At 50.9% G+C, this 24,291-nt stretch carries 23 protein-coding genes and 1 other annotated feature; of the genes, 15 read left to right on the forward strand and 8 right to left on the reverse strand.

Annotated elements, in window-relative coordinates:
- Nucleotides 1-42 precede the first annotated feature (42 nt).
- Complete coding sequence (gene gap / locus J5W02_RS02040; protein ID WP_219963983.1) at nucleotides 43-1,059, forward strand: type I glyceraldehyde-3-phosphate dehydrogenase; 1,017 nt, start codon at nucleotides 43-45, stop codon at nucleotides 1,057-1,059.
- Nucleotides 1,060-1,213: 154 nt separating this feature from the next.
- Here the strand turns inward: gap and J5W02_RS02045 are convergent, their stop codons facing one another.
- The 3 genes from J5W02_RS02045 to J5W02_RS02055 all read right to left on the reverse strand — a co-directional run bounded on the left by J5W02_RS02045 (nucleotide 1,214) and on the right by J5W02_RS02055 (nucleotide 4,132).
- On the reverse strand, nucleotides 1,214-1,693 hold the full coding sequence (locus tag J5W02_RS02045; protein ID WP_219963984.1) for a PTS sugar transporter subunit IIA: 480 nt from the start codon (nucleotides 1,691-1,693) through the stop codon (nucleotides 1,214-1,216).
- A 94-nt stretch (nucleotides 1,694-1,787) separates the two neighbouring features.
- Entirely contained in the window at nucleotides 1,788-3,257 is a 1,470-nt protein-coding gene (nagE, locus tag J5W02_RS02050; RefSeq protein ID WP_219963985.1) for an N-acetylglucosamine-specific PTS transporter subunit IIBC, read from the reverse strand.
- Between the two features lie 47 nt (nucleotides 3,258-3,304).
- Entirely contained in the window at nucleotides 3,305-4,132 is an 828-nt protein-coding gene (locus J5W02_RS02055; protein ID WP_219963986.1) for a PRD domain-containing protein, read from the reverse strand.
- Between the two features lie 535 nt (nucleotides 4,133-4,667).
- Between J5W02_RS02055 and glgB the strand changes: the two genes are divergently transcribed.
- From glgB to J5W02_RS02090, 7 genes are all read left to right on the forward strand, one after another.
- Complete coding sequence (gene glgB / locus J5W02_RS02060; RefSeq protein ID WP_219963987.1) at nucleotides 4,668-6,638, forward strand: 1,4-alpha-glucan branching protein GlgB; 1,971 nt, start codon at nucleotides 4,668-4,670, stop codon at nucleotides 6,636-6,638.
- A gap of 16 nt (nucleotides 6,639-6,654) precedes the next feature.
- Entirely contained in the window at nucleotides 6,655-7,878 is a 1,224-nt protein-coding gene (locus J5W02_RS02065; RefSeq protein WP_219963988.1) for a glucose-1-phosphate adenylyltransferase, read from the forward strand.
- On the forward strand, nucleotides 7,878-8,993 hold the full coding sequence (gene glgD, locus J5W02_RS02070; RefSeq protein ID WP_219963989.1) for a glucose-1-phosphate adenylyltransferase subunit GlgD: 1,116 nt from the start codon (nucleotides 7,878-7,880) through the stop codon (nucleotides 8,991-8,993). The genes J5W02_RS02065 and glgD overlap by 1 nt, the downstream gene beginning before the upstream one ends.
- Before the next feature lie 39 nt (nucleotides 8,994-9,032).
- Nucleotides 9,033-10,466: a glycogen synthase GlgA gene (gene glgA / locus J5W02_RS02075; RefSeq protein WP_219963990.1), complete on the forward strand. Its 1,434-nt coding sequence runs from the start codon at nucleotides 9,033-9,035 to the stop codon at nucleotides 10,464-10,466.
- A 44-nt stretch (nucleotides 10,467-10,510) separates the two neighbouring features.
- Nucleotides 10,511-11,788, forward strand: a complete 1,278-nt coding sequence (locus J5W02_RS02080) for a glycoside hydrolase family 3 N-terminal domain-containing protein (RefSeq protein WP_219963991.1) — start codon at nucleotides 10,511-10,513, stop codon at nucleotides 11,786-11,788.
- A 26-nt stretch (nucleotides 11,789-11,814) separates the two neighbouring features.
- Nucleotides 11,815-12,222: a hypothetical protein gene (locus J5W02_RS02085; protein ID WP_219963992.1), complete on the forward strand. Its 408-nt coding sequence runs from the start codon at nucleotides 11,815-11,817 to the stop codon at nucleotides 12,220-12,222.
- 323 nt (nucleotides 12,223-12,545) lie between these two features.
- On the forward strand, nucleotides 12,546-12,758 hold the full coding sequence (locus J5W02_RS02090; protein WP_219963993.1) for a hypothetical protein: 213 nt from the start codon (nucleotides 12,546-12,548) through the stop codon (nucleotides 12,756-12,758).
- A 92-nt stretch (nucleotides 12,759-12,850) separates the two neighbouring features.
- Here the strand turns inward: J5W02_RS02090 and J5W02_RS02095 are convergent, their stop codons facing one another.
- Nucleotides 12,851-13,555: a helix-turn-helix domain-containing protein gene (locus J5W02_RS02095; RefSeq protein ID WP_219963994.1), complete on the reverse strand. Its 705-nt coding sequence runs from the start codon at nucleotides 13,553-13,555 to the stop codon at nucleotides 12,851-12,853.
- Nucleotides 13,556-13,726: 171 nt separating this feature from the next.
- Here J5W02_RS02095 and J5W02_RS02100 point away from each other — a divergent pair, with 171 nt between their 5' ends.
- The 5 genes from J5W02_RS02100 to J5W02_RS02120 all read left to right on the forward strand — a co-directional run bounded on the left by J5W02_RS02100 (nucleotide 13,727) and on the right by J5W02_RS02120 (nucleotide 18,746).
- A complete protein-coding gene (locus J5W02_RS02100; protein ID WP_219963995.1) occupies nucleotides 13,727-14,431 on the forward strand; it encodes a histidine phosphatase family protein in 705 nt (234 codons plus the stop codon).
- Nucleotides 14,432-14,486: 55 nt separating this feature from the next.
- Nucleotides 14,487-14,733, forward strand: a binding site (T-box leader).
- Nucleotides 14,734-14,805: 72 nt separating this feature from the next.
- Nucleotides 14,806-16,506, forward strand: a complete 1,701-nt coding sequence (leuA, locus tag J5W02_RS02105) for a 2-isopropylmalate synthase (protein WP_407928351.1) — start codon at nucleotides 14,806-14,808, stop codon at nucleotides 16,504-16,506.
- Nucleotides 16,507-16,519: 13 nt separating this feature from the next.
- Nucleotides 16,520-17,593 carry a 3-isopropylmalate dehydrogenase gene (leuB, locus tag J5W02_RS02110; RefSeq protein WP_219963996.1) on the forward strand — a complete coding sequence of 358 codons (1,074 nt, stop codon included), beginning with the start codon at nucleotides 16,520-16,522 and terminating at the stop codon, nucleotides 17,591-17,593.
- A gap of 119 nt (nucleotides 17,594-17,712) precedes the next feature.
- On the forward strand, nucleotides 17,713-18,432 hold the full coding sequence (locus J5W02_RS02115; RefSeq protein ID WP_219963997.1) for an AzlC family ABC transporter permease: 720 nt from the start codon (nucleotides 17,713-17,715) through the stop codon (nucleotides 18,430-18,432).
- Nucleotides 18,429-18,746 (forward strand): AzlD domain-containing protein, encoded by a 318-nt coding sequence (locus J5W02_RS02120; RefSeq protein ID WP_219963998.1) that lies wholly within the window; start codon nucleotides 18,429-18,431, stop codon nucleotides 18,744-18,746. The genes J5W02_RS02115 and J5W02_RS02120 overlap by 4 nt, the downstream gene beginning before the upstream one ends.
- Before the next feature lie 170 nt (nucleotides 18,747-18,916).
- Here the strand turns inward: J5W02_RS02120 and J5W02_RS02125 are convergent, their stop codons facing one another.
- Nucleotides 18,917-19,405, reverse strand: a complete 489-nt coding sequence (locus J5W02_RS02125) for a deoxycytidylate deaminase (RefSeq protein WP_219963999.1) — start codon at nucleotides 19,403-19,405, stop codon at nucleotides 18,917-18,919.
- A 314-nt stretch (nucleotides 19,406-19,719) separates the two neighbouring features.
- On the opposite strand from J5W02_RS02125, the gene rsmA reads away from it, so the two are divergent.
- Nucleotides 19,720-20,577 carry a 16S rRNA (adenine(1518)-N(6)/adenine(1519)-N(6))-dimethyltransferase RsmA gene (gene rsmA, locus J5W02_RS02130; protein ID WP_219964000.1) on the forward strand — a complete coding sequence of 286 codons (858 nt, stop codon included), beginning with the start codon at nucleotides 19,720-19,722 and terminating at the stop codon, nucleotides 20,575-20,577.
- A gap of 29 nt (nucleotides 20,578-20,606) precedes the next feature.
- On the forward strand, nucleotides 20,607-20,840 hold the full coding sequence (locus J5W02_RS02135) for a hypothetical protein (protein ID WP_219964001.1): 234 nt from the start codon (nucleotides 20,607-20,609) through the stop codon (nucleotides 20,838-20,840).
- Between the two features lie 46 nt (nucleotides 20,841-20,886).
- Here J5W02_RS02135 and J5W02_RS02140 read toward each other — a convergent pair whose 3' ends face one another.
- Genes J5W02_RS02140 through J5W02_RS02150 form a run of 3 tightly spaced genes read right to left on the reverse strand, consistent with a single transcriptional unit; the run spans nucleotide 20,887 to nucleotide 24,278 of the window.
- Nucleotides 20,887-22,116, reverse strand: coding sequence for a homocysteine S-methyltransferase family protein (locus J5W02_RS02140; RefSeq protein ID WP_219964002.1), 1,230 nt, complete (start codon nucleotides 22,114-22,116; stop codon nucleotides 20,887-20,889).
- Nucleotides 22,117-22,150: 34 nt separating this feature from the next.
- Nucleotides 22,151-23,845, reverse strand: a complete 1,695-nt coding sequence (argS, locus tag J5W02_RS02145; RefSeq protein WP_219964003.1) for an arginine--tRNA ligase — start codon at nucleotides 23,843-23,845, stop codon at nucleotides 22,151-22,153.
- A complete protein-coding gene (locus tag J5W02_RS02150; protein ID WP_219964004.1) occupies nucleotides 23,814-24,278 on the reverse strand; it encodes a DUF1934 domain-containing protein in 465 nt (154 codons plus the stop codon). Before J5W02_RS02150 ends, argS begins: the two co-directional genes overlap by 32 nt.
- Between the last annotated feature and the right edge of the window lie 13 nt (nucleotides 24,279-24,291).

Here is a 24,291-nt window from a genome sequence, read left to right on the forward strand (position 1 = left end):
AAATAGGATAAGAAAGATTAATTTTTTCAGGAGGTATATTTTATGTCTATTAAGATTGGCATCAACGGGTTTGGCCGTATTGGCCGCCTGGTCTTCCGTGCAGCTGTCGCTCAGCCGGAAACATTTGAAATTGTCGGTATCAATGATCCGTTTATTGACGTTGACTACATGGTTTACATGGTAAAATACGATACCATGCACGGCCACTTCCAGGGCGACATTTCTGCTGAAGACGGCAAGCTTGTTGTAAACGGCAGAAAGATCAGTGTCTTTGCCGAGAAGGATCCTACCCAGATTCCGTGGGGCAAAGTTGACGCTGAGTATGTTGTAGAGTCCACCGGTGTGTTCTGCACAACCGAAAAGGCTTCCGCTCATATTGCAGCCGGCGCAAAGAAAGTTGTTATCTCCGCACCTGCCAAGGATAATACCCCGACTTTTGTCTGCGGTGTTAACCTCGATGTTTACACAAAAGACATGAAGGTTGTTTCCAACGCTTCCTGCACAACGAACTGCCTTGCTCCTTTGACCAAGGTTATCAACGATAAGTTCGGCGTTGTAGAAGGCCTTATGACTACGGTTCACTCCACCACCGCCACCCAGAAGACCGTTGACGGCCCTTCCAGCAAAGACTGGAGAGGCGGCCGCGCTGCAGCCGGCAACATTATTCCTTCCTCCACCGGCGCTGCAAAGGCATGTGCACTTGTTATTCCTGAAGTAAAGGGCAAACTGACCGGTATGTCCATGCGTGTTCCTACCTTGGACGTTTCCGTTGTTGACCTGACTGTCAGCCTTGCAAAACCGACTACTTACGAAGAGATCTGCGCAGCTGTTAAAGAAGCTTCCGAGAACGAAATGAAGGGCATCCTTGGCTACACTGAGGACGCAGTTGTTTCTTCCGACTTCCTCGGCGATTCCCGCACTTCTATCTTTGACAAGAATGCCGGTATCATGCTGAACGACCACTTTGTCAAGCTTGTGTCCTGGTACGACAATGAGTGGGGCTATTCCAACAAGGTATTAGACCTGATTAAGCACATGAACTCTGTAGACCATAAATAAGATACCTCATATCTGAAATCTACGGAAGTCTTAGCACCCCACAGCGGGCAATTGCCTGCTGTGGGGTGCTTTTTATTGCGGGCAAAACAAAAAAAGGAATGTCCGCGTATTTGCGGAACATTCCATTTATTTTCCAGATTAATGAGAGGCTGATCTACTGTTTGACGAAATTCATGACAACCGATTTTCCGCCGGAAACATTGCCTTGCTTGCATTCAAAGCTTTTGACGGTGTCCAGATTGGTAATAATGCAGGGGGAGATGGTGCTGTAGCCTTTTTCAGTAATTGCCTGAATATCCATATCCATTACTTTTTCCCCTGCGGCAACGTGCTGGCCGACCTCTACATGGCAGGTAAACCCTTCGCCGTTCAGTTTAACGGTGTCGATTCCAAGATGAACCAATACTTCTATTCCATCGTCACTCTCTATTCCGATTGCGTGGAGCGTATGCGCGATTTGTGCAATTGTTCCGGATACGGGCGAATAAACCTCGTTTGCTGTGGGCTGGATTGCAATTCCGTCTCCTAATATTTTATTCGCAAATACAGGGTCAGGTACTTCAGCTAATAGAATGACTTTTCCGGTTTGTTGGGCTAAAATGGTTCGTTTTTTATTTTTGCCGAATAATTGCATGATTGACCTCCGATGTTACTTTCAACGAATTAAGATGTAAAGGGTGTTTTCCTCCCCCAAAAACGGGGGAGGAAAACAAAAGGGGAGAGAGTTATCAGGCCGTCGCGTGGTCATGGCCGGGCAGGTATTTCTTCATTGCGTCAACCAAAAGCTCCGCCTTGGTGCCGACGATGATCTGGGTTACCTGGGTGCCTGCTTTCATGACGCCGGAAGCGCCGAGTGCCTTGAAATCTTTTTCATTCAGCTCTTTGTTGCTGACAAGGGTCAAACGGATACGGGTGATGCAGGAATCAATTTCTTTAATATTCTCTGCACCGCCGAGCGCCGCTATGTATTTCTTTGCAATATTATCAAAGCCCTGGTCGTCAACCAGTGCGGAGAAGCTGCTGGTTTCCTCGTCGTCTTCACGTCCGGGAGTCTTCAAATTGAATTTCTTGATGAAGAAGACGAACAGGAAGAAGTAAACAACAGCGAATACAAGGCCGACCGGAATAATCATCCAGCCGTTTGCCGCCTTGGTCCAGTTGATGAGGTAATCGAAAAGACCTGCCGAGAAAGTGAAGCTGTCGCGGATGCCGAGCATGTTGCAAACGACCAGGGAAAGACCTGTCAGAGCGGCATGCAGGACAAACAGAACAGGCGCGAGGAACATGAACATGAATTCGATCGGTTCTGTTACACCGGTCAGAAAAGCGGTCAGTGCAACGGAGAAAAGAGCGCCGCCGACAACTGCTTTATTTTCTTTCTTGGCGCAAACATACATCGCCAGAGCAGCCGCAGGAAGTGCAAACATCATAATCGGGAAGAAACCGGCGGTAAATACGCCGCCGTGGGGGTCGCCGGCAAAGAATCTCCACAGGTCGCCGGAAACGGCTTTGCCGTCAGCGCCGGTGTAAGTGCCGAAATTAAACCAAACAGCTGTGTTTACAACATGATGCAGGCCGAAGGGGAGAAGCAGTCTGTTCAGGGTGCCGTAAATGAATTCCCCGAGTCCGCCGCTGCCGGTCATCCAGTTTGCAGCCGCGTCCAGACCCTTCTGGAAGGTCGGCCACACGGTGCCGAGCAAGCCGCCGAGCACAAGAGAAACACCGCCGGTAACAATTGGAACAAAACGTCTGCCGCCGAAGAAAGCAAGCCAGTCAGGCAGCTTGGCACTGTGGAACCGGTTGTAGCAGAGACCGGCGATTACACCGGCAATGATGCCGCCGAAATGTGCCATGTTGATTTCGGTGATTCCTTCAGGAAGACCTGCCGCCGGCATGAAAAAGCTGCCAATCTGCAGGGCATGATTAACGGCTTGACCAGCCGCGTTCAGTACGAAATAAGCGACTGCGCCGGCCAAACCTGCCGCGCCGTTATTGTCCTTCGCAAGACCTACCGCAATACCGATTGCGAACAAAAGCGGAAGGTTGCTGAACAGGGCGTTGCCGGAATCCGCCAAAAGGGGAATGTTGAGCATATCGCTCTGTCCGAGTCTGAGAAGAAGGCCTGCGATTGGAAGCGATGCAATAGGCAGCATCAATGCCTTGCCAAGTTTTTGGAGTGCCGCTAAAACTTTTTGCATTGTTTTTCCTCCTAAAAAATATATTCAATCGAGCTCCCTCGAATTGGTTACAACTGTTTCAGCTTTTCAATATCCACTGCGATGAAAGAGATCGCATCCTCACTGAGCTGAACATCCATTTCCTCAAAAATCATTTTTGAAACCCGCAGCGCCACCTTGTAGGAATCGAGCAGACTCAGCTTGACTTGCTGGTTCAGCTTCATGACAATCGGGTTGTGATTCATAGTCAGCGTAACCAGGCAGTGCAGGGAAAGCAGAAAACTTTTTGCCGGCGCGTGGGTGTTATCCAGCTCTTTGCCAATGGTTCTTCCGACCATGTTAAGAATTTCGCTGTAAACGCGGGTGCTCTTCATTGCGGCGCGGATATGGCGGTTTTTTCGGGCGGAGTAGAGATGGAGCGCAATAAAGCCCGTTTCCCCGTCCCCAATTTCCACGCCGATCCGCTCTTTGATGATTTCGGCTGCGATCTGCGCGGTTTCATACTCCTGGCTGTAAAGGATCGCGATTTCGCCGCAGAACGGGTTGTCAATCGGCAGCCCCATATGTAAGCACTCAACCGCAAACGTGATATGATCCAGTAAAGCGCCGTACAGCTTGCTGTTGTCAATATGAAGCCTTTCGCGCGCCACCTCTACAATTTCTCTGGTGACCTCCTCCACTTGCTGAACCTGGGAGTCAATCTGTTTCAATTTTGCTGAATTGACGCTGTCGTCATGAATATAGAATATTTTTCGGTCTTCCGCATCATCGTGAAGCCTTTCGCCCACTTTTTTGCCGAACCCGATTCCTTTGCTCATCAGGACGACCTGATTTTCCTCTTCATCCTGCGCCAGAACCGCGTTGCTGTTCAGAATTTTTGCCACCTTGTAATTCATTTGCATCCCCTCAATGTGAATTGTGATTGAGATGAGGTCCGTGTACCAATGTGTGGACAGATTTCGTCAGAATTCTCACAGAAAAACAAAAGGCATAAACTACCATGAAAATTTAAATTCCATGAAAGTTTATGCCTGATCGAATCAGTTACACACTTTTTAATATTCTTTTAACAACTTCTATTATACCGATCGCTTGCCGTTTGTCAATATAAAATTTATAATTAATACATAAATTTTATTCACGACCCTGCGTCAGTTGTTGAATTTAACCATTTTTTGCAGGGGATTTTTAATTCATATTCACAATTATTTTTGAAAAGCAGCGCTTGGACAATGTAAATCAAAAAGCAGGTGCTCAGTTTGGCTGTTACAGGTCGAAAAAGGCTGATTTTATAACAAAATAGCCAAAATTATTAAATACACACAACATTTATTACAAATAAATAACGAAAGTATTGATATTTTAGGAATTTGTGATATGATAAATTCATTAATAAAAGGAACGATGAAACCCAGAAGGGAGTTATTTAAAATGCAAAAAGAAAGTGCATCAAATGACGGAAATCTGCCGCTTTATTTGTTCCATCAGGGAACTAACATAAAGGCCTATGATTTTTTAGGAGTACATAAAACGGTACAGGACGGAAAAGAATGCATGGTTTGCCGCGTCTGGGCGCCGAATGCCGAGGAAGTCTCCGTAGCGGGGGACTTTAACGACTGGCAGCAGGGCGAATATCCCATGGAAAAGATCAGCGACGGTGTGTGGGAGTGTATCTTGCCGTTTGTCATGCGGCAGTACCAGACCTATAAATTCTGTGTGGTCGGTGCCGACGGAAAACAGACCTTTAAAAGCGATCCCTACGCCTACCATTTTGAAACCCGTCCGGGAAACGCTTCCAAATATTATGATATTGAGGGCTTTAACTGGAGCGATACGGCCTGGATGAAACATAAGGCGGCGAAAAAACACTACAGTCAGCCGGTAAATATTTACGAATTGCACATCGGATCCTGGCGCAGATATCCGGACGGCAATGTGTTTTCTTACGATAAGCTGGCCGATGAGCTGGTTCCTTATGTAAAAAACATGGGGTATACCCATATTGAGCTGATGCCGGTTACGGAGCATCCGTTCGACGGCTCCTGGGGGTATCAGGTTACGGGATATTTTGCCCCGAGTTCCCGGTACGGGGAGCCGAAGGAATTTATGAGTTTTGTGGAAAAATGCCACAAGGCGGGAATCGGCGTTATCATGGACTGGGTGCCCGCCCATTTTCCAAAGGACGAGTGCGGACTCGCCCGGTTTGACGGCACGCCCTGCTACGAATACAGTGACCCGCGCAAGGGAGAGCACAAGGAGTGGGGGACTCTCGTTTTTGACTATGGCCGGAATGAGGTCATCAGCTTTCTGATTTCCAGCGCGGTATTCTGGCTTGAAAAATACCACATCGACGGAATCCGTGTTGACGCAGTTGCGTCTATGCTGTATCTTGATTACAGCCGTAAAGACGGGGAATGGGTGCCCAACAGGAATGGCGGCAGGGAAAATCTGGAGGCAGTCGCGTTTCTGCAAAAGCTGAACGAATCGGTTTTCGAGCTGTTTCCCGAAGTGATGATGATTGCGGAAGAATCCACATCATGGCCGATGGTTTCCAAACCAACGTACTGCGGAGGGCTGGGTTTCAACTATAAATGGAACATGGGCTGGATGAACGACATGCTGCATTATATGTCGCTCGACCCGATTTACCGTTCCTTTAACCATGACAACATTACCTTCTCTTTCTTCTACGCATTTTCAGAGAATTTCATTCTGCCGATTTCCCACGATGAAGTTGTTTACGGAAAACGTTCCCTTATTGAGAAAATGCCGGGGGACGATGCACAGAAATTTGCGGGTGTGCGGGCGTTTATGTGCTACATGATGGCCCATCCGGGGAAAAAGCTGATTTTCATGGGTACCGAATTCGGTCAGCGCAACGAATGGAATTATGAGCAGGGCCTTGACTGGCTTCTGTTAAATAAGCCCGAGCATCAGGTGCTGAACGATTTTTTCAGGAGTCTGAACCACTTTTATTTGGAGACGGCGGCTTTGTGGGAGGTCGATTTTTCCTGGGAAGGATTTTCTTGGATTTCCAACGACGATTATACCCAGAGCGTCATTGCGTTCCGCCGCATAGACAAAACGGGGAATGAGGTAATTGCCGTCTGCAATTTTCTGCCCGTCCAGCGCGCACCGTATTCCATCGGCGTCCCGTTTGAAGGGATCTATACGGAGATTTTCTCTTCCGACAGCGCCGAATTCGGCGGAAACGGAATTACAAACGGCAGCAGTATTCACTCTAGTTCAAAACCAATGCATGGGTTTGAACAGTCCGTTGAACTGATCCTGCCCCCGCTTTCGGTTATCTTTCTGAAATGCCGCCGCAAAGCAAGAACCCCAAAAAAATCTGCGGCGATTACCAAAACAATAAAAATTACACGCAAAGCAGCAAAAAAATAACAGGGAGGATCATAAAATGTTGCCAAAACAAGAAGTGGTTGCCATGCTGCTGGCCGGCGGTCAGGGCAGCAGACTTGGCGTATTGACGAAATACCTTGCAAAACCGGCGGTGCCCTACGGGGGGAAATACCGTATCATTGATTTCCCGCTTTCCAACTGTGTGAACTCCGGCATTGAAACAGTGGGTGTGCTGACACAGTACCAGCCGCTTGTATTAAATGAGTATATCGGAAGCGGCCAGCCCTGGGATCTGGACAGCATGAACGCTGGGGTGCGTGTCCTTCCGCCTTACCAGCGCGGCAGGAAGTCGGACTGGTACAAAGGTACGGCAAACGCGATTTATCAGAATATTCAGTACATAGAACGGTATAATCCTGAATATGTTGTCGTTCTTTCCGGCGATCATATCTATAAGATGGATTATTCAAAAATGGTTGCCTACCATAAAGAAAAGGAAGCCGACTGCACCATTGCCGTCATCGAGGTTCCGATGGACGAGGCTTCCCGGTTCGGTATTCTCAACACAAACGAAGACGGCTCGATCTATCAGTTTGATGAGAAGCCGAAGGTGCCGAAAAGCAATCAGGCGTCTATGGGCATTTATGTTTTCACCTGGAGCAAACTGCGCAAATATCTGGAATCGGACGAGGCCAACCCCAAATCCTCCAACGACTTTGGAAAAGACGTTCTGCCGGCGATGCTCAACGCCGGAGAGCGGATGTTTGCTTACCGTTTTGAGGGCTACTGGAAGGATGTCGGCACCATCGACAGTCTGTGGGAATCCAACATGGATCTGCTCAATCCAAAGATTCCTCTGGATTTGAGCGAAGAGGACTGGAAAATTTACTCCCGTAATCCGGTCATGCCGCCGCACTACATAGCCGGCGGAGCAAAAGTGCAGAATTCGCTTGTGGCGGAGGGCTGCAACGTGTACGGGGAAATTGATTTTGCCGTACTGTTTGCCGGCGTCTACATTGCGCCGGGCGCGGTTGTCAAGGATTCTATTATCATGCCGGGTTCCCGGGTCGAGGAAAACGCCATTGTCCAGTACGCGATTGTATCTGAGAACTCGGTCATCGGCAAGGGCGCCGTGGTGGGAGCCCGCCCGGAAGATATTGAAAACAAAGACGAATGGGGTGTCGCCGTTGTGGGCGACGGCTGTGTGATTGCCCCCGGCACCACCGTGCCGCCAAAAGCGATGATTGACGCGGAAACACTGGCAGAGGAGGCGGAAAAGTAATGCGTGGAAATAATGTGCTGGGACTGATTTTTTCCAATGTGCACGAGGAACGGATGCGTGAGCTGACCGAAAAGCGGACTATGGGCTCCGTGCCGTTTGGCGGAAGATACCGCCTGATTGATTTTCCGCTTTCCAACATGGTGAATTCGGGGATTAACAAGGTCGGCGTGATTACCAAGAGTAATTACCAGTCCTTAATGGATCATCTCGGCTCCGGGAAGGCGTGGGACTTATCCCGCAAAAGGGAAGGACTGTTTATTCTTCCTCCCTTCAGCGGAGAGTGCAGCGTAACCAACAGCCGCATAGAATCGCTTTCCTCCATCAATACTTTTCTTGCGAATTCCAGGGAAGAGTATGTGATTGTTTCCGACAGCGACGTGATCTGCAACATCGATTTTACAGACGTCATGTCCTCCCATATCCGGCATAACGCAGATATTACGGTGATATACCGCTCCGGCAAACTGCCCGAAAAAATCTGCGATCCTACGGTTTACACCATTGACCCGGACAACCGCGTGCGCGACATGCTCATCAATCCACGCACCGACGGGGAGTGTAATTACGGGCTGAGCATGCTGCTGATGAAGCGGGAGGCGCTCATTAAGATCGTCGCGGACTGTGTCAGCCGAAACCTGTATAATTTCAAACGCGATTTTCTGCAGCGCAACATCGCTAATTATCGTATTTTCGCCTACGAATTCAGGGGATTTACCCAGACGGTCTGCTCCATGAATTCCTATTTTGAAGCCAACATGTCCCTGATGCTGCCGAAGGTACGGTCGGAGCTGTTCAACGCCGACCGGCCGATTTTTACAAAGGTGCGCGACGATATGCCCGCGCGCTACGGGCTGGGCTCCAGCGTGACCAACTCTCTCATTGCCGACGGCTGCGTGATTGAGGGCACGGTGGAAAACTGTGTGCTGTTCCGCGGTGTCCACGTCGGCAAAGGAACCAAAATAGAGAATTGCGTGGTCATGCAGGACAGTGTCATCGGCCCGAACTGCCGGCTCAGCTATGTTGTCATGGACAAAGACGTGGTCATTAAAAACGACCGCTCTCTGCTTGGCTTTCAGTCGTACCCCGTATTTATCAGCAAAGGCAGCGTGGTCTGATGTTGCCGGAACCGACATTTCATTTAGGGAGGCTTAAAAATGAAAGTATTATATTGCACCAGTGAAGCAAGGCCCTTTGCGGCTACCGGCGGGCTGGCGGATGTGGCGGGTTCCCTGCCGCAGGCGCTCCGGCTCCGTCTGATCGGCTGCCGCGTGGTAATGCCGCTGTATGAGGACATTCCGCAGGAGCTGCGGGAAAACATGAAATTTATCACGAGCCTTTCCGTTCCGGTCGCCTGGCGCCGTCAGTACTGCGGCGTGTTTGAGGCAAAGGCCGGCGGGGTGATTTATTATCTGATTGATAACCAGTATTATTTCAAGCGCCACGGACTGTACGGACATTACGACGACGCGGAGCGTTTTGCGTTTTTGTCGCGCGCGGCTCTGGAAATGCTTCCGTATATTGATTTTAAACCCGACGTGATTCACTGCAACGACTGGCAGTCGGCTCTGGTTCCGATTTATTTCAGTATTTTTTATGCAAATAATGACTGGTACAAGGGAATAAAAACCGTTCTGACAATCCACAATATTCAGTATCAGGGAAAATACGGTAAGGAACTGGTGGAGGATGTGCTGGGAATTCCGCAGTCCGACATGTCGGTACTGGAATACGATGACTGCATCAACCTGCTCAAGGGTGCAATAGAGAGTGCCAACCGTGTGACTACGGTCAGCCCGACCTATGCGCAGGAAATCCTTGACCCGTGGTTTTCTCATGGTCTGGACAGCATCTTAAAGGCGCGCGAATGGAAGCTCTCCGGGATTTTAAACGGCATTGACACGGTCAGCTACGACCCCGCCAACGACGCCGAGCTTTACGCTCCCTTTACAGCGGAAGATCTTTCCGGCAAGGCGGAAAACAAGCGGAAACTGCAGGAAAGGCTCAGCCTCAATCAGGAGGCGGATACCCCATTAATTGGCATGGTAACGAGAATGGTCTCCCATAAAGGGCTTGACCTTGTTAAGGAAACGCTTGACAGGCTGATGAAGGAAACCAATACGCAGTTTGTGATTTTGGGTTCCGGCGACTGGGAATACGAGAGTTTCTTTAAGGAAATGCAAAATCAGTACCCCGGCAGACTTTGCGCCTGTTTTGGTTTCATTCCGGAGCTTTCGCGCAAGATTTACGCCGGTTCCGACATCTTTCTGATGCCGAGCAAGAGCGAGCCCTGCGGGCTTGCTCAGATGATTGCGCTGCGCTACGGTACCATTCCGGTTGTCCGCGAAACGGGCGGGCTGAAGGACTCTATCAAGGACAGCGGCGACGGAGAAGGCAACGGGTTTACCTTCCAGTCCTATGATTCCGGTGATATGCTGTATGCGGTCAACCGCGCGCTGGAGGGCTACGCCAATCCGGAGGGGTGGAATATTCTGGTGGAACGCGCCATGAAATGTGATTTCAGCTGGGGACGCTCCGCAAACGAGTACATTCGCCTGTACCGCGAACTGATGAAAGAAAATCAATCCTGATTTTCCGTCCGCCGCGGCGGTCTGACGGATGAAGAGGATACACAATGAGACAGGCAGAATCTAAAAATAAGAGGAAAATCCTTTTTTCAGCAGCGGGAGTCGTTCTGGCTCTCGCTGCCGCGTTTTGGGTCTATACACTGGGGAATCCTTCCGGGATTCCTTTTCTGCCGGGTGCTTCGTCGGGCGGGGAAAGCTCCCATACGGCTGTTTCTTCGGCGGGATTTTCCGTTTCGTCGCGTCCGGCACCGGCGGTGAGTTCGGCCGCACCGGCGGCCGGCAGCGCGGAAGTTTCCCCGATTGACGGAATTTTTGCGGATTACGGTGTGCCCGCACAGAAGAAGCTGGAGTCGATGAGCCTGAAGGAGCGGGTGGGGCAGGTGTTTGTTTTTCGCTGTCCCCAAGCGGGCGCGGCTCAGGCTGCCGCGGACTATCAGCCGGGCGGATACTGCCTGATGGCTTCGGATTTCAGCGGTAAAACCACAAAACAGGTACAAACCGTGCTCCAATCCTATCAGAACGCAAGCAAAACCGGAATGATTCTCTGTACGGACGAGGAGGGCGGAACGGTTGTCCGCATCAGCAAGTATCCGGCTTTCCGTAAAACCGCCTTTCAATCCCCGCAGCGGGTGTTCCGGCTTTCCGGCCTGAACGGGATTTACGACGATACCGTGGAGAAAGCCCGGCTTTTGAAAAAGCTGGGGCTGAATCTCAACCTTGCGCCCGTATGCGATGTTTCCACCGATTCGTCCGATTTTATTTACAATAGGACATTCGGCAAAAATGCTTCTAAAACAGCGGATTTTGTCCGGGTATCCGTCAGCGCGTATAACAGCCAGAACCTGTCCTGTACGCTGAAGCACTTTCCCGGCTACGGCAGCAATGAGGACACCCACACCGGGATTGCCTACGACAAGCGCGACTACAGCGTGTTCCAGAAGCAGGACTTTGTTCCGTTTGCAGCGGGAATCGACGCGGGTGCGCAGTGCGTGATGGTTTCGCACAATATTGTGAACTGCATGGATCCGGCCCGCCCGTCTTCTCTTTCGCCGAAGGTGCACGACATCCTGCGAAAGGAACTCGGATTTACGGGCGTGATTATGACCGACGATCTCTCCATGGGTGCCATTGCGGATTTTACGGCGGGGAAAAATCCCTCCGTCGCCGCTTTTACAGCGGGAAATGATATTCTGCTTTCCTCCAATATGGTACAGGATTTCAACGCACTGTACGCCGCGGTACAGAATGGAACCGTCAGTGAGCAGCGCCTTGACGAAAGTGTGCTGCGTATCCTTGCATGGAAGTATAAAATGGGTATAATATAAAAGACAGATAAAAGGGAGGAAATGACATGAACCTGAATGAACAAGAAAAAAATCTCCTGATGGATATCAGAAATTCAAAAAGATATCCGATTGTGCGTTTGGAGCTGCACAGCTCCGAAAACGAAGACGCGGTTTCCACCGCACTCAACTATGTCCGAATCACCGACCCGTCGGATTCTATGGAAACGGTCAAGGAGCGTTCCGCCGCGCTGAAAAGCCTGATGGAAAAAGGACTGGTCTTTATTGACTATACGGTGCGTGTGTGGGTATCGGGCGATTATGACGTCTACTATAAGAGTGAAATTTATGAGCTGCTGTGCCATACCGTGATGGAAGGCGCCAAGCAGCCCGGCGCGCTCTTCAACCTGCCGTATATGCGCAAGGGCTACGCTACCCTTACGCTGAAAGGTGAAAAGGCCGTAAGGCAATTGTAAATGATGGGTAAAATATTTTGGCTGCATCGGTAAAAACGATGCAGCCATTTTTAGGTTTTATTCTGTTTTCGGAAACAATTTCCTGCTTCGCTGACAGGTTGAGAGAATTAACATAAAAAAATATTTAAAAAAGCTTGGAAAAAAGTGTAACAAAACAAGGGGGTCAGTCGTTAATGTAATAGAAAGAAAAATAAAAGCCTTTAAATGCATGGCGCGCGACACGCATTAAAAAATGATTCTCGTTGGAAAAACAGATTTGTTATCCCATTAAGGCGTGAGCCACTAACACAGTTATGGGAACAGTTTCATTTAGGGGGCAAAAGATGAAAGCAAATTTATGGAAAAAAATTTATTTTGCCGTTAGTTGTTGTATAGCAATTATTATTATTTTTTCGCCGACGCTTATTTTAGGACACGGATATAGTGAATATATCAATATGGGTGTAGTGTTGGCAGGTGAAGTTGTTATGAGAATAACAACGCTCATGGTTGGCATGCTCGTTATTTATGACTCCATAAAAACGTATCTGAAATGATTTTCGTTGGGGATACAGCTTTTCAGGGAAAGCAAAAAACCGGCCTGCCAGTTTGGCGGGCCGGTTGCAATTTAAGTCGGATATGTTATAATTTATTTGCCGGGCTTCTTTGCGCCCATCAGTGATTCCGCGTTTTGAATCAGGTTAAACAGCGAGCTGGAAAACAGCGGATACTCTTCCGATATTTTTTCCGGCGAGAGCACAGGCAAATCCGTTTTGTCCAGTCCTTCCATATCGTCCGCGTTTTCTCCGCCGGCCAGACAGGCCGCGTTGGAATACGCGATTTCCATTGCCGCGCTGGAACGTCCGTCGCTCAGCTTCTGCGGAACGGAAAAAAGGCCCTGCGGATTTTTAGGGTTTGCGGAGTACAGGAGCCGGAAGCTTCTGTATACGGAAATATTCAGGTACGCCGATACTTCCGCGGTCAGCGACTTGTTGCCGCACTTCTGCAGCGTACTGAAAATAATATTCATCGAATTCGCAAGCAGCTTTTTGTTCAGAACGGGCAGAAGGCTGCCTTTCAGGATATTTTCCTTGCCAATGGCGTCCGGTTCCGGAATATCATCCACCTTAATGGTGGCCCCGCTGCGGTGCGGAGTCCTTCCGAGAAGGTAATCACAGGAAACATCGTAAAACTCAGCGGCTTTCACCACAAAGTCCAGCCCGCATTCACGGATTCCTTTTTCGTAATGAGAAAGCAAAGCCTGAGAAACATCCAGTTCCTCGGCCGCCTTTTTTTGACTTAACCCACGTTCTTTACGCAGCAAAGTAATAATTCTTGGGAAACTGTTATTCATTGAACTATCCCCTGTCGAAATATGGAAAAATTAACGCCTTGTAAAGTATATAACAAATATAACACTTTGTAAAGCCGCTAGATATCGTGCTTTTTCGCTCTGCGTCTACATGTATCTATGTTTTTCGCATTTGTCAAGACCTGAGAAGAAAAATTTTAAAGGAGCCAAAAAATGAAATCTTACACCATCCATTTAATCCGTCACGGAATTACAACGGGGAACCTTCTTGGCCAGTATGTCGGCCGTACGGATCTGCCCCTTGCGCCGGAGGGGATCGCTCAGCTGGAGGATCTGAAACGGCATAGCGCCTACCCGCCCGCACAGGTGTTTTACTGCAGCCCGCTCAAGCGCTGTCTGCAAACCCTGCAAATTCTTTACCCCGGAGCGGAGCCTACCGTGGTCGACGGCCTGCGCGAATGCGATTTCGGCGACTGGGAGGGAAAAACCGCGCAGGAAATCGCAACGGCTGATGAAAGCTTTACTCACTGGGTGGGAAGCGACGAGGTGGTGACTCCGCCGAACGGGGAATCCGGCGGCGCGTTTATGCAGCGTGTCTGCTTCGCGTTTGAATCCATTGTACAGGAGATGATGCGCTCCGGAACGAGCAGCGCCGCGATCATTGCCCACGGGGGCAGCATCATGTCCATTCTCTCCGCCTATGGACTTCCGCGCGCCAATTTTTACGATTGGATGACCAATAACGGCTGCGGATACTCTCTGCGCATCACGCCGGGACTGTGGATGCGCTCCATGGTGGCAGAGGTTTACGAAACCATTCCTCCGCGTCAAAAATCCGCGCAGGATGATGAAAGGCTGGTCATTGACCTTGCCCGGGAAGCTGCCGACCGCGCGTTTGGGAAAAAAGAGCAGGAATAAATTTAATCCTTGACAAAGGGACCCGCATAAAATATAATAGTAAATAATTTAATACGCAAAAGCGATGAAGGGAAAAAGACATCGGCTGAAACATTGCAGAGAACCGGCGGATTGGTGCGAGCCGGTGTGGAGGTCTTTGTGGATAGCTCATCCCGGAGCCGCCGTCTTCGATGCGGAAATAGCGGAGGAGCGGACGCAGTGGCAGCGTTAAAGGCCGGAGCCTTGTTAGAGGCTTGCTGAGGGCTTCCGCTTTGCGGAGCCAAATTTGGGTGGTACCGCGGATTTGTATATTCGCCCCGAACACAGAATTCTGTGTTCGGGGCTTTTTTTATACCACCGAACAACCTATGAAATTGACAAAGGAGTGTTGGATGATGTTTGAAGGCTGCAAAAAGTATATTCCGTTTCAGCCGATCAGCCTGCCGGACCGCCAATGGCCCGACAAAGTTATTGCAAAAGCGCCGGTCTGGTGCAGTGTGGATATGCGGGACGGGAATCAGGCGCTGATTGACCCGATGAATCTGGAGGAAAAACTGCTGTATTTTCAGACTCTTGTGGATATTGGCTTCAAAGAGATTGAGATCGGCTTTCCGGCCGCCTCAGAGACGGAGTATGAAATTCTTCGCGCACTGATTGAGCGGAACCTGATTCCGGACGATGTGACCGTTCAGGTACTGGTTCAGGCAAGACCGCACTTGATTTATAAAACCTTTGAAGCAATCAAAGGCGCAAAAAATGTCATCGTTCATTTTTACAATTCTACCTCAACCCTGCAGCGCAAGGTGGTTTTCCGCACCGACATGCAGGGGGTTATCGACATTGCCGTGGAGGGCGCAAAGCTGATTAAAGAGCTTACTGACGAGGAAATCAAAGTAAGCGGCGCGAATATCCGCTACGAGTATTCTCCGGAGAGCTTTTCCGGAACCGAAATTGACAATTCCGTGCTGATTTGCGAAAAGGTGATGGAAGTGCTCGGCTCCACGCCCGAGAACAAACTGATTTTGAACTTGCCCAATACGGTCGAAATGAGCACTCCGAACTGCTACGCCGACCAGATTGAGTATTTCTGCCGGCATCTGAAGAACCGCGAAAGCGCCATTATCAGTTTGCACCCCCACAATGACCGGGGAACCGCTACGGCGGCGACCGAGCTGGGACTGATGGCGGGAGCGGACAGAGTGGAGGGGACCCTCTTTGGCAACGGAGAGCGCACCGGTAACGCGGATGTGATGGTGGTTGCCATGAACCTGTATTCCCAGGGGGTGAACCCAGGACTCGATTTCTCCAATATGCGAGAAATTCAGGAAGTCTTTGAAAAATGCACCAAGATGAAAATTCACGAGCGTCATCCGTATGTGGGCGATCTGGTCTTTACGGCGTTCTCCGGTTCTCATCAGGACGCGATTAAAAAGGGCGTTGAGTATATGGCGCACAGCGGCGGCAGTTACTGGGAAGTCCCGTATCTGCCGATTGATCCCGCCGACGTCGGCCGCGAATATGAGCCGATCATCCGCATCAACAGCCAGTCCGGCAAGGGCGGAGCAGCCTTCATTATGCAGCAGAATTTCGGCTATGAACTGCCGAAAGCCATGCACCCGGAATTCGGCGCAATGGTAAAAGCCGCCTGCGACGAAGCGGGCCGTGAGCTTCAGCCGGATGAGATTTTCACTATCTTCCGCAAAGAGTTTCTGGAAGTCAATGCGCCCTACAACCTTAAGCAGTATAAACTTTACGAAGAAAACGATATCAGCGGGGACACACAGGTTCACTTTGAGGGAATCATCCGTTTCGGCCATGAGGATCATCATGTGAGTGCCAGCGGGAACGGGCCGGTCAGCGCATTCTTCAACGCGCTCAAGTCTGTCGGCATCACCGACTATCAGTTCGTTTCCTACCGTGAACACGCCATTTCCAGCGGCGCGGACAGCAAGGCGGTTTCCTATATCCAGCTGACCGCGCCGGACGGCAGCCCGGTGTTCGGCGTAGGGATTGACAACAACATCAGCCTTGCTTCCATCAAAGGCATTATCTGCGCAATTAACCGCACAAAGAATGCCGCTGAAAAAGAATCTTAAAGGGGGAACCACCATGAAAAACTACAAAATTGCCCTGCTGAAGGGCGACGGAATCGGCCCTGAAATTGTGACACAGGCCGTGAAAGTTCTGAACCGTGCCGCGGAACGGTTCGGGTTTACAATTTCCTATGACGAGGCGCTGCTGGGCGGCAGTGCGATTGACGCCACCGGAGTACCGCTTCCGCCGGAAACCATTGAAAAATGCAAAGCTACCGATTCTACTTTGCTCGGCGCGGTCGGCGGTCCCAAATGGGATTCTCTTCCCGGCAATTTACGCCCGGAGGCGGGGCTGCTGGGGATCCGCGGTGCGCTCGGACTGTTCGCCAATCTGCGCCCGGCGAAAATCTTTGAGCAGCTGCGCGAAGCTTCTCCGTTAAAAGCGGAAATTATCGGCGACAATCTTGACATCATGGTGGTGCGGGAACTGACCGGGGGAATTTATTTCGGCGAGCGGGGCCGCAGAACAGTCAACGGCGCTGAAGCGGCTTACGATACCGAGATGTATTCCGTACCGGAAATCGAGCGCATTGCGCGCGTGGGCTTCCGTATGGCGGAAAAGAGAGACGGCAGGCTTTGCAGTGTCGATAAAGCCAATGTGCTGGAATCCTCCAGACTGTGGCGCGCGACAGTTGCAAGAATCGGAAAAGAAGAGTATCCTGATATCAAACTGTCCCACATGTATGTGGATAACTGCGCCATGCAGCTTGTGCGTAACCCGAAACAGTTTGACGTGATTGTTACCTCGAACATTTTCGGCGACATCCTTTCCGATGAAGCGTCCATGATTAGCGGGTCTATCGGAATGCTGGCTTCCGCCAGTCTGAGTGAAGGAAAGTCCGGCCTGTATGAGCCGATCCACGGCTCCGCGCCGGATATTGCAGGTACGGGTTTAGCCAACCCGCTGGCAACCATTCTTTCGGCAGCGATGATGCTTCGCTACTCGCTGGAGGAACCGCAGGCGGCACAGGCAATAGAGGACGCGGTGTCAGAGGTGCTCAAAACCGCGCGTACCGCAGATATCTCTGCCGAAGGAATTTGGCAGGTCACCTGCGAGGAAATGGGCGATATGGTCTGCGGATTGCTGTAAATTTTGTCACAATTAGTATTATTATAAACATATATTACAAATGGTATAACTATTTATCATTAAAACATGAATTTTCTCCTCACAAACAGCAAAGGAGACATTAGTATGGGAGCACGGAAATGCACGGAACAGAGACTTTGACATTTAAAAAGGGACTGAAGGACGGGTTGCCGATCTGCCTGGGGTATATCAGCGTTTCCTTCACGTTCGGAATGATGGCGACGCAGGGCGGGCTGCCGCTTTGGGCGGTGATGCTGATTACCATGAGCAACATGACCAGCGCGGGGCAGTTTGCCGGAACGGAGCTGATTCTGTCGGGCGGGCTGTATCTGGAACTGGCCGTAACCACGTTTGTCATCAATATCCGCTATATGCTGATGTCTCTTTCCCTTTCGCAAAAGGTGGACAGTGCCATGACTTCTTTGCAGCGGCTGGTTCTTTCCTTCGGGGTTACCGACGAAATTTTCGCCGTAGCTATGAAACAGGACGGGAGCATCGGGGCGCGGTACCTTCTGGGGCTGATCCTCACTCCCTACACGGGCTGGACGCTTGGAACCCTGCTCGGCGGCACCGCTACCGGTTTGCTTCCGGTCAGTGTCCGCACCGCGCTGGGCATCGCAATCTACGGAATGTTTCTTGCCATTATCATTCCGCCCGCAAAACATACGCGCCCCATAGCGCTGGTTATCGCCATTTCAGTGGCCCTGAGCTGCCTTTTCCGGTGGACGCCGCTCCTAAATCGGATTTCCGGCGGATGGGTCATTATTCTCTGCGCGGTCGCCGCGTCGGCCTATGCCGCACTGCGTTATCCTGTGGATGATCCGGAGGTGCTGGAATGAATGTTCAGAGAATCCTGATCTGCACGCTGATTATGGCAACGGTTACCTATTTCATCCGTATGATTCCGTTGGCGATTTTTAAGCAGAAAATCCATAACCGGTTTATCCGGTCGTTTCTGGCCTATGTGCCCTATGCCGTGCTGGCGGCCATGACTTTTCCGGAAATACTGTATTCCACAGGGAATCTGTATTCCGCAGTCATCGGTCTTGCCGCGGCGCTGATCCTTGCGTATCAGGACAAGGGACTTCTCACCGTTGCTCTGGGTTCCACCGCCGCCGTTTTTATTGCGGAACAGGTGATGAGCTTCTTTTAACGTGAATTCATGGAAAATGCTTGGTAAAGATAAAATGCTTTACAAGATTTACAGATTTTTGCGTATCCACCAGGAAAATATCATTGAAAAGGATATTTACTTTACACAATGAGAGCATAAAATTGGGCATAAAAAAGCCGCTGCATCCGCAGCGGTTTTTTATGTAATCCTCAGTATCCGAATTTTCCGCTGAGGGATTCGTCATTGTCAACCCATTCCTGCACATAAACGGAGCAGAAAGAGTCCTTGGTGTTCCGCGCAACCACACGCGTGATGCCGGCGTTGATAATCAGCCGTTTGCACATGGAGCAGGGCGACGCGTTTTCCACATACTCGCCCGTCTTGGCGTCTCTTCCGACCAGATACAGCGTGCTGCCGATCATGTCGCGGCGGGAGGCGCTGATGATGGCGTTAGCCTCCGCGTGGACGGAGCGGCAAAGTTCATAGCGTTCCCCGCGGGGAACCCCCAGCGTTTCGCGCACACAGACGCCGGTATCGATGCAGTTGCGGCGGCCGCGGGGTGCGCCCGTGTATCCGGAAGATACGATCTCGTCATGCTGAACAATAATCGCGCCGAAATTCCGGCGCAGGCAGGTTCCGCGTTCCAATACGGTCTCAGCAATATCAAGGTAATAGTTTTCTTTGTCTGTACGGTTCATTTTTATGCCTCCCAGTCCTTTATTATAGCAATTCCATTTCAGTTTGCGAGCCGAAACACGTTCCTCCCCCGCCGAAGGCGGGGGAGGAACGCAACCTTGTTGCACAATCAACTGGAAATGCTGTAGTAATCCTATCATATTGTATTTTCGACAGATAATCAATGGAAATGAGACAATTTGTGTGATATAATCATTGAATAAAACAGTTTGAGCCGTTTTAAGAATATGATAAGGCCATAGGGGAATTTTAACGTGGGATGACAGTGGTCGGGCGGCCTTCAAAGTTCACACAGAAAAAGATATGGGGACAGAAAATGGATTTATCGGATATCAGAATCATTAAAAATATACTGGCGCGCCATGGCTTCAATTTTTCCAAATCGCTTGGGCAGAATTTTTTAATCAACCCGGAAATCTGCCCGCGCATGGCGGCGGAGTGCGGCGCGCAAAAAGGAGTCGGCGTACTGGAAATCGGGCCGGGCGTCGGGGTGCTGACCGCCGAGCTTGCAAAGCGGGCGGACAAGGTCGTTTCCGTAGAGCTGGACAAAAGACTGCTGCCGGTTCTGGACGACACACTTGCGGAATACGGCAATGTGAAAATCATCAACGAGGATATTTTAAAAACCGATCTGAAAAACCTGATTGAGACGGAATTTTCCGGCGGAGAAGTGGCCGTGTGCGCCAACCTGCCGTACTATATTACTTCACCGGTCATTATGCGGTTTCTGGAGGAGCGGCTGCCGATCCGCTCCGTTACGGTCATGGTGCAGAAGGAGGCGGCCGAACGTCTCTGTGCTTTGCCCGGAACCCGTTCCTGCGGCGCGGTGAGCGCGGCGGTGCGTTACTTTGCGGAACCGGAAATCTTATTTGAAGTAACCCGGGACAACTTTTTTCCGCAGCCAAACGTCGATTCGGCGGTTATCCAACTGAAAATCCGCAAGGAGCCGCCGGTCAAAATCAACAGGGAAAAAGATTTCTTTGCTCTGGTTAAAGCTGCTTTCGGCCAGCGGCGCAAAACGGTACTGAACTCTGTTGCCGCCGGGCTTTCCATGGACAGAACGGCGGTCGCGTCCGCGCTGGAAAGAGCGGAAATCGTCCCAAACGCGCGGGCGGAACAGCTTACGATGGAACAGCTTGCGGCATTGTCCAACGAAGTATTTTCAGACGAATGATTTTTTAAGATAAGGACGGAGGGCTTTTTATGAGCGACGGGAAACTTGCGGTTCTTTTTTTTGAAGCCGGTATTGCACTGACGCTGATTTCCATGGTGCTTGGTCCGTTTGACATCACCGGCTGGGCACTCGCCGCCGCGTCCGTGGCCTGTTTTGTAGCGATCGCCGGGATGTATCTGGCTTTCAGCAGCTGGAACGAGCCCGATGAAGACGAAGACCGGCCGGAAGGGGAGCTGCATGCCCCGGAAGATCACAAAAACTGAAATAAGCACAAAAACCCGGAAGCCAGACGGCTTCCGGGTTTTATCATTAATATACGATCGCGCCGTATTTCGCCGCAAGCGGCTCAATCAGTTCGATTTCAATGGGACAGGCGGAATCGACAATCAGCCGTCCCTGAAAATACCGGAGCGCCGCGTCAAGCACCGGCAGGCTGTCGCAGTAAACAGCAATGGGCAGACGCGTCATCGTGCTGTTTTCGCTTAACAGCATCGCGTCGTCCAGACTGTTGACCTCTACCAGAGCTGCGGTAACCTGTTCGTCATCCAGATCAATGAGATCCTCTCCAAGCGAACTGGTACAGGAAATCGGTTCGCTGAATACAATATCGTCTCCCAGAAAAAATGCTTCGCGTTCATTGGCGGCGGCGTAACAGTCCGGCTCCTCCGGAATTACCGGCGGGCCGAATTCCTTTGCCACCTGCGCCAGCGCTTTCAGATGCTCCGCGGTGGAACCGCAGCATCCTCCGACAATCCGTGCCCCTGCTTCCATCAGCCTGCGCATCTGGGCGGCAAACTCATCGGGGGTAAGGATTCCGCTATTTGCGGGAGAATTCCACATGGGTACCCCGGCGTTCGGTTTTGCGATGATCGGCACGCTGATATGGGGTGCAACCTGCTTTATATGCTCCAGCATGGGTTCCGGGCCAAAGGAGCAGTTCAGGCCGATGGCGTCAACCTCCATGGCCTGCAGAGTGATGACGGCCGGCAGAAGGCTTCCTCCCGTCAGGGTTCGTCCGCTTTCGTCCACGGTGATGGTTACGAAAACCGGCAGGTTGGTCGTCCTCGCGGCCAGTACCGCAGCGCGCATATCGGCAAGCGAGGTCTGCGTTTCGATTACGATAAAATCCACACCCGCGTCGTCCAGCGCGCGGATTTGTTCGCGGTAAATGTCGTAAATATCATCGAAATCCGCATCGCCGAAGGGCGGGACAAACAAACCGGTGGGGCAGACATTCCCTCCCACCAGAACCCTGGCGGGCTTCGCAACGCTTTGCGACAGCGCAACCAGCCTCTGATTGATGTCCGCAACCTCCGCTTCCAGACCGTAGCTGCTCAGGCAGGCCCGGTTCGCGCCGAAAGTCGGTGCATAGACTGCCTGTGCGCCCGCGGCGATAAAGCCGCTTTGCAGCCTGATTAGTTTTTCGGGATTTTCCAAAATCCATTTTTCCACACAAACGCCGCCCGGCATTCCGGCGGCGGCCAGATTTGTGGCGGTAGCGCCATCCAGCAACAGGGGAAGATGAAATGGGAAACTCATTTATTCTTCATTGCTCCTAACATGTTCAGCCTGCTTACATGCTTTCCGGTGCGGAAATCTTAAACATGGAAAGTACGTTGCAGATCACAGTGGAAACCGCGCTGCAAAGAAACATTCTTGCGGCGGTCAAACTTTCATTTTCACCTTTTACGCGGCATGCATTGTAAAATTTATGGAAGAGCGTAGCCAATGTAATGACATAGCGGGTGATTCTGGCGGGATCATAGTCCTGTGCCGCCGCTACAATTTCGCCCGTAAAGGCGGAAAGATGCCGGATCAGTTCAATTTCCTCGGGTGCGGTTAAAAGTGCCAGCTCCTCGTCGGTGCAGTCGCGCGGGGTGATTCCCTCTGCGGCAAGTGCCTTGAAAATGCTGCAGATTCTCGCCCGGGCGTACTGTACATAATAAACCGGGTTCTGCGCATCCTGCTGTACGGCAAGATCAAGGTCAAAATCCATCTGAGAATTTGCTTCCCGCATGTTGAAATGGAACCTTGCCGCGTCTACCGGCACCTCTTCAAGCAGGTCGGCGAGCTGAATCGCTTTGCCGGTACGTTTGCTCATCCTTACGACTTCGCCGCCCTTTACCAGCCTTACCAGCTGAATCAGTACGACGTCCAGCTTGCTGCCGTCCAGCCCGATCGCATCCATGGCACCCTTCATTCTGGCCACATGGCCGTGGTGGTCGGCGCCCCAGACATCAATGCATCGATTAAAGCCGCGCTTTGCAAATTTATTTCTATGATAAGCGATATCCGCCGCGAAATAAGTTGGATTTCCGTTCTGGCGGACCAGAACTTCATCTTTTTCCGCACCAAAATCCGTGGCGCGGTACCAGATCGCACCGTCCTTTTCGTAGGTCAGGCCTTTTTCCGTCAGAATCTGAATGGTTTCTTCCAGCTCGCCGTCGTTGTGCAGGCGGCTTTCCAAAAACCACTCGTCGTAGACAATCCCGTATTTTTTCAGGTCGTCCTTCATTCTGGCAATGTTCTTCGGGAGCGCAAAATCCACCAGCGCTTTTTTCAGCTCTTCAGGGTCGGCGTCCACATAGCTGTCGCCGTGTTCCTGTGCAAATTCAGAGGCCCTCTCGCGAATATCTTCACCGTGGTACCCGTCCTCCGGAAATTCAACGGCATCCTCGCCCTGAAAGATCTGCAGATACCGCACTGCAAGGGAACTGCCGAACTTCTCAATTTGATTTCCCGCGTCGTTTACATAGAATTCACGCCACACGTCGTAGCCCGCAGCGTCAAGAACCGAAGCAAGGGAATCGCCCAGCGCACCGCCGCGCGCGTTGCCCATGTGCATGGGGCCGGTCGGGTTTGCGGAGACAAATTCGACCATGACCTTTTCTTTTTTACCGAAATCACTGCGGCCGTAAGAAGCGCCGCTCTGTGCAATATCTTTCAAAATTTCCGAATAGAAACGCTGATTCAGAAAAAAGTTAATGAATCCGGGGCCCGCAATTTCAAAACGGTCAAAAAATGTGCCTTCCAGCACGATATGATCCGTGATGAGCTGTGCAATTTTTCTGGGAGCAAGACGGAACGCCTTAGCGGAAACCATGGCCGCGTTCGTCGCCCAGTCACCGTGGCTGCGGTCGGCAGGCACTTCAATTGCGAAGGGGGGCATTTCCCCCTGGGGCAGGTCGCCGCCGGCCTGTGCCTTTTCCACCGAGCGGAGAATTGCGTTTTTCAGTTCACTGGTCGCCTGTAACACTATTTTTGACATCTTTGTTGTTTGCCTCCTTGACCGTAATGAAGAGTTCGTTTAAGCTTGATAAATTGGAGTTGATATCCAGCGTATAGTTGACTTCCAGATTTCCGCCCATTTCTCCAAGACTGGATTTTACCCTGCTGGTGAAAACACCCACCATCATATTTCCAAATCCCGTGTCGTACTGGCAAAGGTGGCGTTTCCCGTTTTCCAGAATCAGGCGGGTGCTGTCGGCTCCGCCGCGCATCAGGGTCACTTTCGAGTTGCCGTCGACTTTCAGCACGGAAGTCTGCGCCGCGTTGTGGTTATCCGCGTCGTATTCCTTATATACAATGTATTGGCTGTTGCCTTTTTTGACATACGAACCAAGGGTGGTCAGTTCAATTTCGCCGGTTTCATCGTCTATTTTCTGCCGGCCGATAATGGAAATCAGGTAATTTTCCAGCATTTGTTTACTCCTT

This window comes from Caproiciproducens faecalis, assembly GCF_019448085.1.
Taxonomy (GTDB): Bacteria; Bacillota; Clostridia; order Oscillospirales; family Acutalibacteraceae; genus Caproiciproducens; species Caproiciproducens faecalis.